The sequence below is a fragment of the Desulfitobacterium sp. LBE genome, assembly GCF_007830365.1.
Classification (GTDB): domain Bacteria; phylum Bacillota; class Desulfitobacteriia; order Desulfitobacteriales; family Desulfitobacteriaceae; genus Desulfitobacterium; species Desulfitobacterium hafniense.
Genome location: NZ_VLKD01000001.1, coordinates 3,303,205 through 3,320,481, shown reverse-complemented (window position 1 = coordinate 3,320,481; position 17,277 = coordinate 3,303,205). Strand labels below are relative to the sequence as shown.

General features: G+C 47.0%; 13 protein-coding genes and 1 other annotated feature. Of the genes, 12 read left to right on the top strand and 1 reads right to left on the bottom strand.

All coding sequences use genetic code 11. The features are described 5' to 3' along the window. Positions 1 to 93: 93 nt before the first annotated feature. From DESLBE_RS15725 to DESLBE_RS15695, 6 genes are all read left to right on the top strand, one after another. The gene (locus DESLBE_RS15725; RefSeq protein WP_005808143.1) at positions 94 to 1,545 is read left to right on the top strand and encodes an aminotransferase class I/II-fold pyridoxal phosphate-dependent enzyme; all 1,452 of its coding nucleotides are present in this window, start codon (positions 94 to 96) and stop codon (positions 1,543 to 1,545) included. A 2-nt stretch (positions 1,546 to 1,547) separates the two neighbouring features. Then, positions 1,548 to 2,402, top strand: coding sequence for a polyamine aminopropyltransferase (speE, locus tag DESLBE_RS15720; RefSeq protein ID WP_144677491.1), 855 nt, complete (start codon positions 1,548 to 1,550; stop codon positions 2,400 to 2,402). A 238-nt stretch (positions 2,403 to 2,640) separates the two neighbouring features. Then, a complete protein-coding gene (locus DESLBE_RS15715; protein WP_005808146.1) occupies positions 2,641 to 3,048 on the top strand; it encodes a hemerythrin family protein in 408 nt (135 codons plus the stop codon). Between the two features lie 254 nt (positions 3,049 to 3,302). Beyond that, a complete protein-coding gene (locus DESLBE_RS15710) occupies positions 3,303 to 4,178 on the top strand; it encodes a putative sporulation protein YtxC (protein WP_018214566.1) in 876 nt (291 codons plus the stop codon). 46 nt (positions 4,179 to 4,224) lie between these two features. Beyond that, positions 4,225 to 4,447 (top strand) — a binding site (T-box leader). Between the two features lie 69 nt (positions 4,448 to 4,516). After that, positions 4,517 to 6,433 (top strand): threonine--tRNA ligase, encoded by a 1,917-nt coding sequence (gene thrS / locus DESLBE_RS15705; RefSeq protein ID WP_026184238.1) that lies wholly within the window; start codon positions 4,517 to 4,519, stop codon positions 6,431 to 6,433. A 586-nt stretch (positions 6,434 to 7,019) separates the two neighbouring features. After that, entirely contained in the window at positions 7,020 to 7,883 is an 864-nt protein-coding gene (locus DESLBE_RS15695) for an EamA family transporter (RefSeq protein ID WP_018214564.1), read from the top strand. Between the two features lie 47 nt (positions 7,884 to 7,930). Here the strand turns inward: DESLBE_RS15695 and DESLBE_RS15690 are convergent, their stop codons facing one another. Continuing rightward, entirely contained in the window at positions 7,931 to 8,920 is a 990-nt protein-coding gene (locus DESLBE_RS15690; protein ID WP_005808153.1) for a diaminopimelate dehydrogenase, read from the bottom strand. A 300-nt stretch (positions 8,921 to 9,220) separates the two neighbouring features. Between DESLBE_RS15690 and xsc the strand changes: the two genes are divergently transcribed. The 6 genes from xsc to DESLBE_RS15660 all read left to right on the top strand — a co-directional run bounded on the left by xsc (position 9,221) and on the right by DESLBE_RS15660 (position 17,170). Next, the gene (gene xsc, locus DESLBE_RS15685) at positions 9,221 to 10,957 is read left to right on the top strand and encodes a sulfoacetaldehyde acetyltransferase (RefSeq protein WP_144677489.1); all 1,737 of its coding nucleotides are present in this window, start codon (positions 9,221 to 9,223) and stop codon (positions 10,955 to 10,957) included. Positions 10,958 to 11,138: 181 nt separating this feature from the next. Further along, positions 11,139 to 12,596, top strand: coding sequence for an aldehyde dehydrogenase family protein (locus tag DESLBE_RS15680; protein ID WP_144677487.1), 1,458 nt, complete (start codon positions 11,139 to 11,141; stop codon positions 12,594 to 12,596). A gap of 14 nt (positions 12,597 to 12,610) precedes the next feature. Then, positions 12,611 to 13,729 carry an ATP-grasp domain-containing protein gene (locus tag DESLBE_RS15675; protein WP_144677478.1) on the top strand — a complete coding sequence of 373 codons (1,119 nt, stop codon included), beginning with the start codon at positions 12,611 to 12,613 and terminating at the stop codon, positions 13,727 to 13,729. Continuing rightward, a complete protein-coding gene (locus tag DESLBE_RS15670) occupies positions 13,726 to 14,604 on the top strand; it encodes a CoA-binding protein (RefSeq protein ID WP_005808161.1) in 879 nt (292 codons plus the stop codon). Before DESLBE_RS15675 ends, DESLBE_RS15670 begins: the two co-directional genes overlap by 4 nt. A gap of 152 nt (positions 14,605 to 14,756) precedes the next feature. Beyond that, positions 14,757 to 16,253, top strand: coding sequence for a DASS family sodium-coupled anion symporter (locus tag DESLBE_RS15665; RefSeq protein WP_018214561.1), 1,497 nt, complete (start codon positions 14,757 to 14,759; stop codon positions 16,251 to 16,253). 200 nt (positions 16,254 to 16,453) lie between these two features. Continuing rightward, complete coding sequence (locus DESLBE_RS15660; protein WP_144677477.1) at positions 16,454 to 17,170, top strand: GntR family transcriptional regulator; 717 nt, start codon at positions 16,454 to 16,456, stop codon at positions 17,168 to 17,170. The last annotated feature ends 107 nt before the right edge of the window (positions 17,171 to 17,277 follow it).

Here is a 17,277-nt window from a genome sequence, read left to right as displayed (position 1 = left end):
TTAGCATGGCATGAAACTATTTTTCTTTTTTATCGACTTTTTAAGTTAAATTTTGTATTATTATATCTTGTATAACCTAAAGGGGGTGGTATCATGCCTTCACTACGACAAAGCAAGGCTCCTGTCTATGAGGCGCTGCTCAAATATAAATCCATGCGTGTGGTGCCTTTTGATGTGCCCGGGCATAAACAGGGGAGAGGGAACCCTGAATTGACGGAGTTTCTGGGTGAGAAATGTCTGTCCGTAGATGTCAACTCCATGAAACCATTGGATAACCTTGGCCACCCCGTTTCGGTGATCAAGGAAGGGGAAGAATTGGCTGCCGAAGCTTTTGGAGCTCATCATGCTTTTTTTATGGTGAATGGAACCACCTCAGCGGTACAAGCTATGGTCATGAGCGCCTGCAAGCTGGGTGAGAAAATCATCATGCCCCGCAACGTTCATCGCAGTGCCATTAACGCTCTCATCATCAGCGGGGCTATTCCGGTGTATGTCAATCCTGGTGTCAATAAGGAACTGGGTATCCCCTTAGGAATGTCTGTGGCTGATGTCAGAAAAGCCATCAAGGAAAATCCGGACGCTAAAGCTATTCTGGTTAATAATCCAACCTATTATGGGATTTGTTCCGATTTGAAGACCATCACTGAGCTGGCCCATGAACACAGTATGCTGGTCTTAGTGGATGAGGCCCATGGCACCCATTTTTATTTTGGCGAAAATATGCCCATCAGTGCTATGGCAGCGGGAGCGGATATGGCGGCGGTCAGCATGCATAAAACGGGGGGCAGCCTTACCCAAAGCTCTTTCCTGTTGATCGGCAAACGCTTGAATGTGGGACGGGTTCGGCATATGATTAATCTAACCCAAACCACCAGCGCTTCCTATCTGCTGTTATCCTCCCTGGACATTTCGCGGCGCAACTTAGCCTTAAACGGCCAGCGTATCTTTGACAAGGCACTCTATCTGGCTAATTATGGCCGTGATGAAGTCAATAAGCTGGGGGGCTATTATGCGTTTGGCAAAGAGCTGAACAACGGGGACTCGGTCTACGATTTTGACTGCACCAAACTCTCCATTCACACCCGGGATATCGGGCTGGCCGGCATCGAGGTCTATGACATCCTGCGGGATGACTATGGAATTCAGATCGAATTCGGCGATATCGGCAACATTCTGGCTATTATATCCGTGGGAGATCGGGCTCTTGCTTTGGAGCGTCTGGTCTCGGCTTTGGCAGAGATTAAACGGCGCTATCAGCGGGACAAAGCGGGCATGTTTGATCATGAGTATATCAATCCTGTGGTGGTCATGGGACCCCAGCAGGCTTTTTATGCCCAGCAGCGCTCACTGCCCATCCAGGAAAGCAAAGGTAAGGTCAGCGGGGAATTCGTCATGGCTTATCCTCCGGGTATACCGATCTTGGCTCCAGGGGAAAAAATCACGGAGGATATTATTGACTATATCGCTTATTCTAAGGCTAAGGGCTGTTTCCTGACCGGAACAGAGGATATGGACATTGAAAATATCAAAGTCGTGGAGGAATAGCTATGGAATTATGGTATACAGAAGAGCATACGGAAAACGTTCGCTTTTCGATTAAGGTGGATCGGCAGCTTTATTCAGGACAGAGTGAGTTTCAAAGGATCGATGTCTTTGAATCCAAAGAGTTTGGCACCTTTTTTACCCTGGATGGCTTGATGATGGTGACCCAAAAGGATGAATTTATTTATCACGATATGATTGTTCATGTTCCCATGGCGACCAACCCCCAAATTAAAGATGTTTTGGTCATCGGGGCCGGGGATGGGGGAACCGTCCGCGAACTGACCCGCTATGACTCTATCTTCAACATTGATATGGTGGAAATTGATAAACTGGTGGTGGATGTCTGTAAAGAGTATCTGCCCCAGACGGCTTGCAAGCTGGAGGACCCGCGGGTTCGTTTGTTCTTTGAGGATGGCTTGAGATTTATACGGACTAAAGAAAACAGCTATGATCTGATTATTGTAGACTCGACGGATCCCTTTGGTCCGGGGGAAGGCCTGTTTACCAAAGAGTTTTATGGCAACTGCTATAAAGCCCTCAAGGATGATGGTATCCTGGTGAATCAGCATGAGAGCCCTTATTATGAAACCTATGCCCAGAACATGGGCCGGGCTCACCAAAGGATCAAAGAATTTTTCCCCGTCTGCCGGGTCTATCAAGCTCATATTCCCACCTATCCTTCCGGACACTGGCTTTTCGGCTTTGCTTCGAAAAAGTATGACCCCTTGATCGATATAGACGAGCAGGCCTGGAACGACTTAGGGATTAAAACTCAATACTATAACACGGAGATCCATAAAGGCTGCTTTGCTCTCCCCAATTATGTCAAAGAACAGCTGGCCGATGCGGTGGAATAAATCTCCGGTGAGGACTTAAGACAAGGGTGTAAGCTGATTGCTGACCCTTGTCTTTTTATATTATCTGACTTCCATAAAGCTCTGCCTCATTGTTAAAGGTGGAAATGAGTTTGTGTAAGGGCAGATGATGCCGATGTTTAGCTTAGGGTACTGGCCGGGGCGGAGTTAGTGTTGTAAAATAGGACTGGGGATATTAAACCCGGCACTTGAAAACGGAGATTCAAAAGAGGTGATTGTTATGTTAAAGTGGAAAGACGAATACTCCATCGGAGTAGAAGAAATCGATGAACAGCATAAGCATCTGTTCGAAATCGGCAATGAGATCTATGATTTGTTGGAAAACTATTTGCTGCCGGATAAGTACGATAAGATCATTCAAATCATCGCCGAGCTTAAGGAATATACTGTTCACCACTTCCAAACAGAAGAAGAGCTGATGCTTAAAATCAAGTACCCAGGCTACTTCAAACAAAAAGTAGCCCATGACGATTTCATCAAAGAAGTGGAGTCCGTTGACTTCTCGGCTATTGATCAGGATCAGGATGGACATACCCGCAAGCTTTTGGAGTTCATCTTTGGGTGGGTCTTGGACCATATTCTCAAGAGCGATCTTGGCATTAAGAGTTTTATGCAGATAACACGCTAGTCAAAGGAAAAATAGGGAGTGTCGCCAAACGGCTTTTTGAAAGAGCTGAGTCGGCGGCACTCCCTTTGTATGTCCGTCTATAGCTTGCTGCTGTGCAGAAATAGGCGGCACTATCCTGGTTTGGGGAATAAGGGAGAGTCAACCTGGCAATAGTAGGGAATATATGGTTTTGCGAAATAGCTTGAGTAATTTCGAGGTAAACCGCAATATGAGCAAACCTTGCTCATATACTCTACTATGGAGGGGATGCCAGGGTGGAACAACACTCCGTTCAGGTTGGAACTCAATATTATCGAGAGAGCATTTATGAGCGCCTTAGGCAGCTCCAAGAGCAAGAAAAGCTTCCTGTGGTGCTTCACGAATATCAACAAGGCAAGCACTGGTTGATAGATTGTGAGTTCCAGCTTGAAGCGATCGAAGAGGATCGGGAGACCACAAAAAAGATTCATAGCTATTATTTAGCGAATGCTATTGCGGAAACGATTTTGCAGCATTGGGAGAAGGATCATATCCGCTGGCTGCTCAAAAGCAAGTATAAACTGAAACGGGAGGAAGTCGTTCAAGTTTTTGAGAAGTCTCTCCAATACCTTAATCAAGAATCCCGGCAATGGAAAAATTACCGTATTCATCGTAAAGCGTCCTTGGTCAACCAAATCGTCAAGTGTATAGAAGCTCAGCCGTTCTTTGACATGGAAGGCTTCTTGCGATTCCGTGCCAAAGACTATAAAGAGGAGATCTATAAAGCCGTCAATTATGTGGTGAATGAACATGTCATTGAAGCAGAATATGAGGAGTTTATCAATCTGCTCAAGCGCTTTGTGGATTCGCAAAAACCCCGCATTCATACCTTGCATGTCGGAATAACCAAACACGGCAAGTTCAACCTCTATAATGAAGAAGGCAAAAAAATCACCAAAAAATATATGGATGAGTTATCCTTCATGGATACCTCTCAGGAACTCACCTATGAGGATCTTCTCGTCAGCGCCCTGATTGCCGTAGCTCCACGCAAAATTGTGCTGCATATTCGTTATGAAGGCTACCAGGATACTCTGCAGACCATTTGCAAGGTTTTTGAAGGCCGTGTCAGCTATTGTACTGAAAGCTGTCCCATCTGTGAGAAGATTTGACAAAGTGAGAAGAATTGACAAAGGCTAAAAGGGTGGATATAATAAAATGAAAACGATGATGGGGAAAGTAATTTGTTTTGGTTTGTGTTAGAGAGGAGATGCCACCGGCTGCAAGCATCTCTCACAGAGAAGCAGAGGAAGACCACCCCGGAGTGCTGAGTTGAAGAGAAGTAAGCTCAGACGTCGGCCCGCGTTAAGGGAGCAAAGTGAAGCATCCGAGGGTGCTTTAACTTGGGTGGAACCACGGGAATAAAGTTCTCGTCCCATATTGGGATGAGGGCTTTTTTAGTTTTTTCAAAGTTTAAAGATTAAAACCAAAGAATAAGGAGTTGACTATGATGGTAAAGATTACTTTAAAAGACGGCTCCATTCGGGAGATCGAATCGGGTAAGAGTCTCATGGAATTAGCGGCCTCTATCTCCAGGGGTCTGGCTAAAGCTGCTCTGGCCGGGAAAGTGAATGGAGAGGTTAAGGACCTGTCCTATGCTTTAACTCAGGATGCTGAGGTGGAGATTATCACGGCGGATTCTGAGGAAGGCCTGAAGATTTTAAGGCATTCCACTTCTCACCTGATGGCGGAAGCGGTGCGGAACCTCTTCCCGGGGACCATCTTAGGGATTGGCCCCGCCATTGACAATGGCTTCTATTATGATTTTGATTCCGAGCATGTCTTTACACCGGAGGATCTGGAGAAGATCGAAGCTGAGATGCGTCGATTGGTCAAAGAAAATAAACGCTACGAACGGAGAGAAATCTCCCGCAGCGACGCTTTGCAGTATTTCTCTGCAGAGGGAGAAAAGTATAAGGTAGAGCTGATCGAGGACTTGCCTGAAGATGAAGTGATTTCCATGTACACTCAAGGTGGCTTCACCGATCTCTGTGCCGGTCCCCATATTCCTTCCACAGGTGTGGTTAAAGCTTTCAAACTCATGAACCTGGCCGGGGCTTACTGGCGGGGCAGTGAAAAGAATAAGATGCTCCAACGGATCTACGGAACTGTTTGGGCCAAAAAAGAAGATCTGGATGACTACCTCTTTAAGCTGGAAGAAGCCAAGCGCCGTGATCACCGTAAACTGGGTGTGGAGCTGGATCTGTTCAGCCTCCACGATGAAGGGCCTGGCTTTCCCTTCTTCCATCCCAAAGGCATGGTGCTGCGCAACCAACTGGAAGACTTCTGGCGCCAGGAGCATCGCAAGAGAGGCTATCACGAAATCAAGACCCCCATCATCCTCAGCCGCAACCTGTGGGAAAACTCCGGTCACTGGGATCATTATAAAGACAATATGTATACTACCAAGATTGACGATGAGGACTTCGCCGTCAAGCCCATGAACTGCCCGGGGGGCATGATTATGTATAAGCAGAAGCTGAGAAGCTATCGGGATCTTCCTTTGAGAATGGGAGAGTTGGGCTTAGTCCATCGCCATGAGTTATCCGGTGCTTTAAACGGACTCTTGCGGGTGCGCAACTTCACTCAGGATGATGCTCATATCTTTATGCTTCCCTCCCAAATCAAAGCTGAAATCAGCGGCGTCATCGACCTGGTGGACCGTTTCTATAAGGTCTTTGGCTTTGAGTATCATGTGGAGCTTTCCACTCGTCCTGAAAACTCCATGGGGGCCGATGAGACGTGGGAGATGGCTACCAATGCCCTCCAGGAAGCTCTGGAAGCCAAGGGAGTCAACTATAAGGTCAACCCGGGAGATGGTGCTTTCTATGGACCGAAAATCGACTTCCACCTTCGGGACTGCTTAGGCAGAACCTGGCAGTGCGGTACCATACAGCTGGATTTCCAAATGCCTGAGAAGTTTGACCTCACCTATATCGGTGAAGATGGTCAAAAGCATCGCCCGGTTATGATTCACCGGGTGGTGTACGGCAGCATTGAGCGCTTCATTGCTCTGCTCACAGAGCATTATGCCGGTGCCTTCCCCACCTGGCTGGCTCCTGTTCAGGTCCGGGTGCTGCCCATCAGCGAACGCCACGAGGACTATGCTCAGGACATCGTCCGCCGCTTAAATGACCTGGACATCCGGGCTGAAGTGGATGAACGCCGCGAGAAGATCAGCTATAAGATCCGGGAAGCCCAAACTCACAAAATTCCCTTCGCTCTCGTGGTCGGTGACCAGGAAGCGGAAACAGATACTGTCGCTGTACGGCGCTATGGTCAGGCTAACGCCGGTGAAAAACTTTCTGTAGCAGAATTCATTGCTCTCGTCCAGGAAGAAATCTGCAGCAAGAAGCAATTAGTATAAGATAAGACTCAAGCAAAAGGATTCAGACTTATGTGGTTTGAATCCTTTTGTTTTGTCAATGGCCATAATTGATAGCCTGGCTTTTAGTTTTATTGGATAGGTATTGGAAAAGAATCCATGAGGTGTTAGATTAATAGAGTGACGGCCATGCTGCGGAGCGGCATCAGCAAAGGATGAAAAGGCATACTCAGATTGGGTAGCTATCTTACATCCACGTCCTTTAGACCCGAAAGCTGCCCAAGGATTTTGTTTTACAAAAGAGAGCGAATTTAAGCGAGCGGAAACAAAACTTCGGGAAAAGCACGCAGCGGAGAAAGGTTGGAAACAGGACGTTTCCAACCGGCTATGAGAACAAGTGCGAAAGCAGTGCTTTCGAGGAGTCGATTTAGCCGGACGAAACCCGGGCGAGGGTTTCGCCCAAGCCGCCACGCCACAAAGAATGACTTAGCGGCGCAGGTCCTTTCGGAGCGGAGGGCTTGAGCGTTAGTTTTGTCCGCGCAGCTTATGGAGCGACCGCTGTAAATCAAAATCCTGGAGAATCTGCTTTTGGCCCGTGCTCAAACGAATACAAACTGAGGTAAAGATAATGTGGATTGTGTACGCCTTTGGCTCTGCATTCTTCGCAGGGATTACTGCCATCCTGGCAAAATGCGGAATTAAAAAGACCGATTCGAATATGGCCACAGCCATCCGGACAATCGTTGTGCTGGCATTCTCCTGGCTGATGGTATTGATGGTTGAGTCACATACCACGATCGGCGATATCTCAGGGAAAACGCTGTTATTTTTGATTTTGTCCGGCCTGGCTACCGGTGCCTCATGGCTGTGTTACTTCAAGGCTCTGCAGCTGGGAGATATCAACAAGGTTGTTCCCATCGACAAATCCAGCACGGTTCTGACCATCATTCTGGCCTTCATCTTACTGAATGAAGGGATAAGCATCGGCAAAGGGGTAGGGGTTGTCGGCATTGGGATAGGCACATACTTAATGATCCAGAAAAAAGCAACAGAAGCGGCTCAGCCCAAAGCCAATCAGGCCTGGCTTATTTATGCTCTCTTATCGGCAGTCTTTGCCAGTCTCACAGCTATTCTCGGAAAAATCGGCATCGAGGGAGTGGAGTCAAACCTCGGGACCGCCATTCGCACGGGAGTCGTGCTGGTTATGGCTTGGCTCGTGGTTTTTGTGACAAGAAAAAAAGGTATCTCCCGGGAGATACCACTGAAAGAACTCGGATTTATTATATTATCAGGTCTGGCCACCGGCGGCTCGTGGCTGTGTTATTATAAGGCCCTTCAGGATGGGCCGGCCAGCGTAGTTGTGCCAATCGACAAACTCAGTATTCTCGTAACCATTGCCTTTTCCTATGTTGTGTTCCATGAGAAATTAGCAAAGAAAGCCGCCCTTGGGCTGGTGTTGATTGTTAGTGGAACCTTGGCGATGTTGATCTAAAGCTGTTGATTAAGAAAGAGAAGTCATCCGGAAGCCCTATTGAACTATCAGATCAGGGACCTTCTGAGCTCTTCAGCCGATTTGCTGGAAAGATAGGCTGGAGCAATATCCACTACTGTTTTGGCACCGGATACCCCTTCGCGATTTAAGCGGTAGGCTGCTCTGGCAAAGGCAACGAGAACATTGGCGGTGAAATCAGGGTTGGAATCCAAAGCCAAGCGATATTCAATGACATGATGATGCTTTTCATCAAGACCTGTCCGGCCATGATGAATCACTAAGCCGCCGTGAGGAAGACCAGGGTGATCCTTGATCAGTTCTTCTTCTGTAATGAAGTGTACCTCTGTGTCATAATCCGCAAAATAATTGGGCATGGTCTTGATCTCTTGCTTAATCCGTTCTTTATCGGCTCCTTCTTCAAGGACGACAAAGCACTCCCGCCAATGTTTTTCCCTTGTTGAAAGTTCCGGCATTTCTCCTCTTCTTACAGCGTTAATAGCCTGATCTTTGGGAATGGTATACTGTTTAGCATCCTTTACCCCTTTAATTCTTCTGAGCGCATCGGAATGCCCCTGGCTGATTCCTTTGCCCCAGAAGGTGTATGTATCTCCGGCCGGCAGGATGGCTTCCGCATAGAGACGATTGATGGAGAACATTCCCGGATCCCAGCCGCTGGCAATAATGCAGACTTTTTGGGACTCTAAAGCATTTTTATCCATGGCGGCAAAATATTCCGGAATCCTGGCATGGGTGTCATAGCCGTCAACGGTATTGAACAGACTTGCAAACTCAGGACCCTGGACCGGCATGTCCGACATGCTTCCGCCGCAAAGCACCATCACATCAATCTGCTCTGTCATCTGCTTGGACTCATCCATGGTGAAGACGTTAACCCCTGGGGTAACGGTTTTGATGGATGAAGGATCCCGTCTCGTAAATACTCCCACAAGTTCCATATCCTCATTTTGCCGAATTCCCAGCTCCACGCTTTTGCCAAGATTTCCGTAACCAACGATGCCAATTCTGATCTTATTCATATACGATTCCCCCTTGCATCTATTCTAACCCGTAGTATTCCAGACGTACAAATAATTTTATATGTATTTGCCAAAAGATTAAATTATCTCGATAGCATTTAAAATCCTGTCCACATAAGGGCAGGATTCTTCTTATGGCATTGGCAGAATAATCGACAAACTATTTATGAAAAGTATATCTTTCACATATTGACGGGTGGAAAATAATTCTTTATACTATAGATAAGCTCAACTGGTACGGATGTCCGAACCAGAGGAGCAAACACTGATTTACTACTAAACTTATAGGAGGGAAAATAGATGCCGAAAATCACAATGACGCCCAGTGAAGCGATTTGTGAAACCCTTGTAGCAGAAGGCATAGATCACGTTACTGGTATCGTCGGATCAGCGTTCATGGATTTACTTGATTTATTTCCAACTGCCGGAATTCGCTTCATCCCTGTTCGCCATGAGCAATCAGCAGGACATATGGAAGATGCCTTTTGCCGTGTGACAGGCAGAGCCGGCGTAATTATCGGACAAAACGGACCTGGTATTACCAATATGGTAACCTCTGTAGCGGCAGCCAATTCAGCACATACCCCTATGGTCGTCATTTGTCCGTCGGCCGGTACGCCTACAGTGGGCTGGGACGGTTTTCAGGAAGCAGATACGGTAAAGATTTTTGAAGCAATAACCAAAGAAACCATTCGGGTTCCACACCCGTCACGTGCAGCCGATTGCTTGCGCACGGCATTCCGCATTGCCTATGCAGAGCGGGGACCTGTTCTTTATGATATTCCCCGTGATTATTTCTATGGCGAAATTAGTGAACAAATTCTTGAACCCCATCAATATCGGGTGGATCAACGGGGATGCGGGGATTTAGCTTCTCTTGATAAAGCAGCAAAGCTTTTGATTTCCGCTCAAAGACCTGTGATTATTTCCGGTCGTGGAGTTGTAGACACTCAGTCCAAGGATATTGTGGCCAAGATTGCAGAAATATTAACCGCACCAGTAGCCTGCACCTATCTGCATAATGATGCTTTCCCATACGATCATCCTTTGTGGGTAGGACCGATTGGTTATATGGGTTCAAAGGCGGCCATGAATCTGGTGGCGGAAGCCGATGTGATTCTGGCCATAGGAACGCGACTTTCCGTTTTTGGGACCACCCCTCAATACGATATTGATTACTTCCCGGAAAGTGCCAAAATTATTCAGGTAGACATTAATCCTCGTAATATTGCCCGCACTCATCCTGTTGAAGTGGGACTGATCGCAGATGCCAGGGAAGCTGCCAGGGAGATTCTTAAACGCTTGGAGGAAAGAATTGCCGAACCGAAAGTCTCTCAAAGCCGCTTAACACAAATTAAAGCTCAACAAAATGCCTGGGAAGAGGAAATTGTACAATCAGCAATGGTTGATGGTTATCCCATCAATCCCCGGCGTGCCCTCTATGAAATCCAAAAGGCGCTTCCGGAAAATGCCATTGTGGCCACCGATATTGGCAATGTCTCCTCCACAGCCAACAGTTACCTGAAATTTAAAGGAGCAGGAAAACATATTGCAGCCCTTACCTTTGGCAATACAGGATTTGCATATCCCGCCGCTTTGGGGGCACAATTGGCTGAACCGGACAGCCCGGTGGTGGCAATCATTGGTGATGGAGCCTGGGGGATGAGTTTGCACGAAGTAAGTACAGCTGTTGAACATAACCTTCCTGTTGTCGCTATCGTCTTCCGCAATGGAGCCTGGTGCGCAGAGAAGAAAAACCAAATTGATTTTTATAATAACCGCTTTGTCGGAGTGGACATTCCGACTCCTGAAAGTTTCGCCCCGGTTGCCATTGCCATGGGGGCGGAAGGTATCCGAGTATCTAAAGCAGAAGAGGTCGGACCGGCACTCAAAAGAGCCCTTGACTCCCGTAAGCCCACTGTGCTGGAGATCGTTTGCGACGGGACCCAGCTGGCACCGCCCTTTAGAAAAGACGCGCTGAAGCTGCCCACCCGGCTACTTCCCAAGTATAAGTCACTGGACGTCAGAAACTGGTAGAAGTCGAACGGAGCAAAAGGCAAGGGCGTGATAGGGGACATAGGAGTCACGCCCGCCCTTTCCCATAGATTTCATATAAGATCAACTGCAGGATAAGCGTGTGTATAGTCCAGTGTCGATGAATGAGCGCATACTATGTACGCAATGGTTGCGACGAATTCAGAGAAAGGGGAAAGTGAATATGGGCACGAGTACGAATGCGAATGCGAATAAAAATACTTCCGGCGAAACCGATGCCAAAATTATTGTAGAAGAGTTGATTTTAAAAGCACGTAAGGCTATGGCGGAGATTCAGAATTATTCTCAGGATCAGGCCAATACCTTGGTGCAAGCTGTGGCGTGGGCTATTTACCGCCAGGATCACGCTGAAGAGCTGGCAAGGATTTCCGTTCAGGATACAGGGCTTGGCAATGTGAAAGATAAAATTACCAAAAACAAACGCAAAACCTTTGGTACGTTGCGGGACTTATTGGCTCCGGAGGCCAAATCTGTCGGAATTATCAAGGTGGATGAAGCCATAGGTATTACAGAAATAGCTAAACCGGTAGGGGTGATTGCGGCGGCTGTACCCTCAACCAATCCCGGTGCTACGCCTGCCAACGTGACGATGATGGGATTAAAAGGACGCAATGCGGTGATTATTGCACCCTCCCCGAAAGGTGCGTCCACCACAGTTAAGTTGTTGGAATACATCCATGCCGAGCTGGCAAAGGTGGGGGCTCCCCTCGATTTGGTTCAATCCTTGCCGATGCCTGTATCCAAAGAGCTGACCACTGAACTGATGAAGCAGGCGGATATGGTAACTGTGACAGGATCGGCCAATAATGTTCGCGCAGGTCAGACTTGCGGTACACCAAACGCCTGTGTCAGCGCAGGCAATGTCGTCACTATAGTTGATGCTTCTGCGAACCTGCAGGATGCGGCCCATAAGATTATGCTAAGCAAAACCTTTGATAATGCCACGAGCTGCTCCAGTGATAACGCTCTTGTCATTGAAGCCGCAATATATGAGCAAATGATCGAAGCCTTAAAGAAGGAAGGCGGCTATAAGTGTACTGTTGCCGAAAAGGAACAAATGCAAAAAGCGATGTGGGATGAAAATGGCAAGCGCAGAGGGAAAACCACAGCTAAAGATGCCGGCGTTATGGCCCAGGAAGCGGGATTGACAAATCCGGCAGCTCAGGAAGCCTCCTTTTTCATGGTGGAAGAGACAGGAGTGGGGAAGGGGTATCCTTTCTCAGGAGAAAAGATTGCTCTGGTTCTCACATTGTATAAAGCAGGAGATTTTGATGAAGCACTGGAGTTGACAAAACGAATCTTGAATCATGCAGGCCGCGGGCACTCCTGTGGGCTTCATACAACCAATGAGGAACATATTCAACGCATCGGCTTGGAAATGGAAGTATGCCGTTTATTAATTAATCAAATACAGTGCTTCGGTAATGGAGGCAGCTTCAACAACGGTCTGAATTTCACACTTTCTATGGGGGGAGGAACTTGGGCCGGCAATAATATTAAAGATAATCTCTCCTATCAACACTTTATCCAGACGACTAAGGTGTCCCGCTTGATTCCGGAGGTTATTCCTGAGGAAGAGGAATTATTCGGGTCATATTGGGCCAAGTATGGCCGTAGTTAAGGAGGCCTAGCTTAATGAAACTATTTGAATACCAGGCTAAAGAACTGTTTGCAGAAAGCGGTATCCCTATTCCCCAAAATGCCTTAATCGGTGATATAAGTGAACTGAACAGTGCCTTGGAAAAGATCGGGTTACCCTGTGTCTTGAAGGCCCAAGTCCTGCAGGGCGGGCGAGGCAAAGCAGGATTAGTCAAATTTGTGCGTACAAAAGAAGAAGCCCAAAGGGAAGCTGAGCGGATTCTGGAAGCCACCGGCAAGAAGCTGTTGGTCGAAGAGGCTGTGCCTTATGAGCGGGAAATGTATGTCTCCATTACCGTAGATGCCGCTTCAGGCTTAGCCATGGTTATGGCGTGCCTGGAGGGGGGCGTGGATATTGAACAAATCGCCCGCACTACGCCGGAAAAGATTATCAAGGAAAAAGTGGATATGTCTCTGGGTCTGATGGCTTATCAAGCGGATAATATCATGTACGGTCTAGGATTAGAACAGAGTGCAGCTAAAGAAGGAAGCAAGATTCTGCTCAAGCTTTATCAGCTTTTTGTAAAATATAACGCTGAATTAGTGGAGATCAATCCCCTTATGATCCTTAGGGATGGAACAATGGCAGCTGCTGATGGCAAATTTAATTTGGATGATAATGCTCTATATAAGCAAAATCGTTTCTCCCTGACTCGTGATCATTATAAAAGCGATTTCGAGTATGAGGCGGCACTGGATGGAATTCCCTATATTGCCTTCGAAGGGGATATCGGAATGATGGTCGCAGGAGCAGGGCTGGCTAATGTCGTCCTTGATTTGATCCATTATTATGGGGGTACCGTGGCCAACTACTTGGAATTTGGCGGACCAAACTACCACAAAGCTCAGCAATGTATGAAAATGATGCTGAAAGCAAAGCCCAAATGCATCCTTATCGCGACTTTCGGTACAATTGCCCGTGCTGATGTTATGGCTCAGGGAATTGTTGAGGCAGTCAAGGAGTTGAAGCCGGAAATTCCGATTATAGCAGTAATTCGCGGTACAGGGGAAGAGGATGCTCAAAAGTTGCTGCGCAGTGCAGGGTTGCCCTCCTTAAGCGATACAGAAGAAGCGGTCAGGAAAGCAGTCGAGATAGTGGGAGGTGCAGAAAATTGAGCATAATCATTGATCATACTACCCCTGTTTTGATTCAAGGCATAACCGGAAAGGAAGGAAGTTTCTGGGCGAAGCACGCCAAGAATTATGGCACCCACATTGTAGCCGGAGTCACACCGGGTAAGGAAGGTCAGGATGTTGACGGTATTCCAGTTTATCATACCGTCCGTCGGGCTGTGCAAGAGCATCCCATAGAAGCATCTTTATTGGTTGTACCCCCTAAAGCTGCCAAAGGAGCTGTTTTAGAGGCTCTTGACAGTGGAATAAAAGTAATTGTGGTTACGGCTGAAGGAATTCCTCTTCATGAGATGATGCAGCTGAGAAAAATTGCTTTAGAGAAGCAAGCCATGGTTATTGGTGGAAATACCACAGGAATCATTTCTACAGGGAAGGCTATGATGGGTTTTTTCCCTTATTGGTTGGATAGAGTATATAAACCTGGACGAGTAGGGGTCATGACCCGCAGTGGTTCCTTAACCAATGAGGTGACGGCGGAGATTGTCAAAGCGGGCTTTGGGCCGAGCTCAATCGTAGGCGTTGGCGGAGATCCCGTGCCCTTAACCCGCTTTGCCGAGATCTTGCCGTTGTTCGAAAAAGATCCGGATACGGATGCTGTGGTCATGATCGGTGAGATCGGAGGAACTATGGAAGAAGATGTGGCTGAAGCAATTGAACAAAGGATTTTCACTAAACCCTTGATTGGCTTTATGGGAGGCCGGACAGCGCCTAAAGGTCAAAAAATGGGTCACGCGGGAGCCATCATTACAGCAGGAAAAGGCACAGTAGAAGATAAGGTTGAAGCTTTAGCCAAGGCAGGCGCTCTGGTGGCAGATCGGCCGAGTATGATTGGACAGTTGCTGCAGAAGGTTTTGTAATTAGAAAGAAGAGCGGAGCGAAAAGAGACTCGCATCCGTTCGGGAGAACGATACATTGAGGGTCATTTATAGATTGGGGCAATCAAACTGCACAGTAATTTTACTCAATTTTAAAAGATGCTAATTATTAGCATGATGGAGGTTGTATAAAGATGAGTATTAATTCGCCAGTTGTGCCCTCTAGACCTTATGTTTTCAATAAGCGCAATGCTTTGATTTTCTTTGCAGCAATAGCGGTAATGCTTATAATCTATCTGCTGCCTTCTCCCCCATCCTTTTATAAGGGAACCGAGGAAATTCCTCTTACCTTTGAAGGAAAAGCGGTCTTTGCAGTATTGGTCTATGCGGTTATCCTTTGGCTAACAGAAGCTATTCCCTTTCCTATTACGGCTTTAAGTATGATCATTATTCTCCATCTGATGGGTGTATCGACGTTTACAGCTTTAGTTAAAACAGGATTAGGCAGCAGCGTGCTCTTTTTCCTGATGGGTGCTATGGGTTTATCGGCAGCCATCACCGTCTCAGGATTGGCGAATCGAATCATGCTGGGAGTTCTCAGTAAAGTAGGAACGCGAACCGACCGGATTGTCTTTACCTTTATGGCCCTGGGCACCTTTCTTTCCATGTGGGTGACGGATATGGCGGTTGCGGCCATGCTGCTTCCTCTGGGCGTGAACATTCTCAGGCAGTCCGGATGTAAGCCTCTGCAGAGTAACTTTGGACGTTGTCTGATGATTGGTATCGTTTATGGTGCTCTTATCGGTGGAACATCCACTCCGGCAGGGTGTGGGGCTAATATTTTGGCAATCAGTTACTTGCGGGAGCTTACCGAAGCGGATGCATCCTTTCTGCAATGGATGATCGTGGGTGTGCCTGGAGCATTGATGATGCTTCCGGCCGGCTGGTTCCTGCTTATGAAAGTCTTTCCGCCCGAAATCAAGAATGTTCCTATCGAACTTGATGATGTCCGACGTCAGAATAAAGAGTTAGGGCCTTTAACCCGCCAGGAACGCAATACAACGATTGTTTTTTTCACAGCTGTAACCATGTGGTTAGGAGCGCCTTTGATCAAATCCTTGACAGGTATCAGTATTCCTGAAGATTTCACAGCCCTCTTTGCTTTCCTTCTTCTTTTCCTGCCTGGCCTGCAGGTATTCGGATCATGGAAAGAAGCTAATGAACATATCGACTGGAGCGGACTCATGCTGATTGCCGGTGGTATCGCTGCAGGCATGTTGCTGGCTGAGACAGGGACGGCGCGCTATATTGCCTGGGGAGCACTTAATGGAATCGGGGCCCTTCATCCCATGCTGAGAGTGGCAGCTGTGCTGGTGTTGGTGGAGGCATTGAAGATCTTCTTCTCCAGTAACAGTGTTACAGGGGCGGTGGTCATTCCCTTAGTTATCGCTTTAGCCTTGGATTTAGGAATGAACCCTTGGATTGTGGCCGGCCCGGCAGGAATTGCCACTTCCATGGCCTTCATCATGGTAACTTCAAGTCCAACCAACGTCATTCCCTATTCTTCAGGATATTTCAGTATCAAAGACTTTGCCAAATGCGGTGTGCTGATGACCGTCATCGGAATCGTTGCGGTAACACTGTCTGTAGCTATATTTGGACGATTTGCAGGCATGAATATTTGGCTCTAGCAGATGATAGGTATTCGATATAAACCTAAGTATTCAAAAAGTAGTATTGCAGATGGGCCGATTGGAGAATCCGATCGGTCCATCTGCAATCAATAGAAGTAGCTTAAAAATTCAATATACAAAAGACTCCAATATGTTAGAATGATAGTATATAATAAGTTATCCTGAGGGAGTTTTCTTTTAATTTGGAGGGGAAACACATGGTTTTAGATCCTCATAATCCGCTGCCCTTACATGCTCAGATTACGAATATTTTACGAAAAAGAATCTTCGAAGAGAATCTAACGGGAAAGATTCCCAGTGAAAGGGAATTGATGGATTACTTTGCAGTGAGCAGGTCGACTGTTCGGGAAGCCATTGAGGCCTTGGTTCGGGACGGCATTCTTGAGAAAAAGCATGGCAAGGGCACCTTTGTAGCAGTTCGGCCGATTAAAGAAGAGTGGATAGGTACCTTCAGCTCCTATACTGAGACGATCGAAAGAGCGGGTATGAGGTCTGGAGCAAAGCTGCTTTCGTGTAATATTAAGAGAGAGCCTGCATATATTGCCGAGATGTTTGGCGGAGAAGAATTCTATATGATCAAACGCCTCAGGTATGCCAACGATCAAGTGATAGCTATTGAGCGCAAATGTTTCGATCTGGAAACAGGTCGGAGATTATTGGATTATGATCTTAACGCCAATATATACAAGATTATGGAAAGCTCCCTGGGCATAGTTCTTTGGGAGGCTGATGAAATTGTTACCAGTGCGATACCAAGCAAGGAGGACGCACTTCTATTGGAGGTTCCCAAGCGATCCAGTGTTTTAGTAACGGAACGTTCCAGCTTTGATTCCGACTATAAACTTATTGAATTTGTACAAACTATGTTTAGGGCAGATAAATATTCTTTTCGCATTAAAATGTCTCGGAATTAAGAGAGGGCAAGGTATCCGCCCCCGGCTGTTGATAGGATTTTGTCAACAGTCTTTTTTGCACCTAAGGTTGTTCAGTATTTGCTAAAATAGAGGTATATTGCTGTTGC

Coding starts and splice junctions, on each gene's coding strand:
- xsc (WP_144677489.1), top strand. CDS start 9,221: ATGCCGAAAATCACAATGACGCCCAGTGAAGCGATTTGTGAAACCCTT.
- DESLBE_RS15660 (WP_144677477.1), top strand. CDS start 16,454: ATGGTTTTAGATCCTCATAATCCGCTGCCCTTACATGCTCAGATTACG.
- speE (WP_144677491.1), top strand. CDS start 1,548: ATGGAATTATGGTATACAGAAGAGCATACGGAAAACGTTCGCTTTTCG.
- DESLBE_RS15665 (WP_018214561.1), top strand. CDS start 14,757: ATGAGTATTAATTCGCCAGTTGTGCCCTCTAGACCTTATGTTTTCAAT.
- DESLBE_RS15695 (WP_018214564.1), top strand. CDS start 7,020: ATGTGGATTGTGTACGCCTTTGGCTCTGCATTCTTCGCAGGGATTACT.
- thrS (WP_026184238.1), top strand. CDS start 4,517: ATGGTAAAGATTACTTTAAAAGACGGCTCCATTCGGGAGATCGAATCG.
- DESLBE_RS15675 (WP_144677478.1), top strand. CDS start 12,611: ATGAAACTATTTGAATACCAGGCTAAAGAACTGTTTGCAGAAAGCGGT.
- DESLBE_RS15715 (WP_005808146.1), top strand. CDS start 2,641: ATGTTAAAGTGGAAAGACGAATACTCCATCGGAGTAGAAGAAATCGAT.
- DESLBE_RS15680 (WP_144677487.1), top strand. CDS start 11,139: ATGGGCACGAGTACGAATGCGAATGCGAATAAAAATACTTCCGGCGAA.
- DESLBE_RS15690 (WP_005808153.1), bottom strand. CDS start 8,920: ATGAATAAGATCAGAATTGGCATCGTTGGTTACGGAAATCTTGGCAAA.
- DESLBE_RS15725 (WP_005808143.1), top strand. CDS start 94: ATGCCTTCACTACGACAAAGCAAGGCTCCTGTCTATGAGGCGCTGCTC.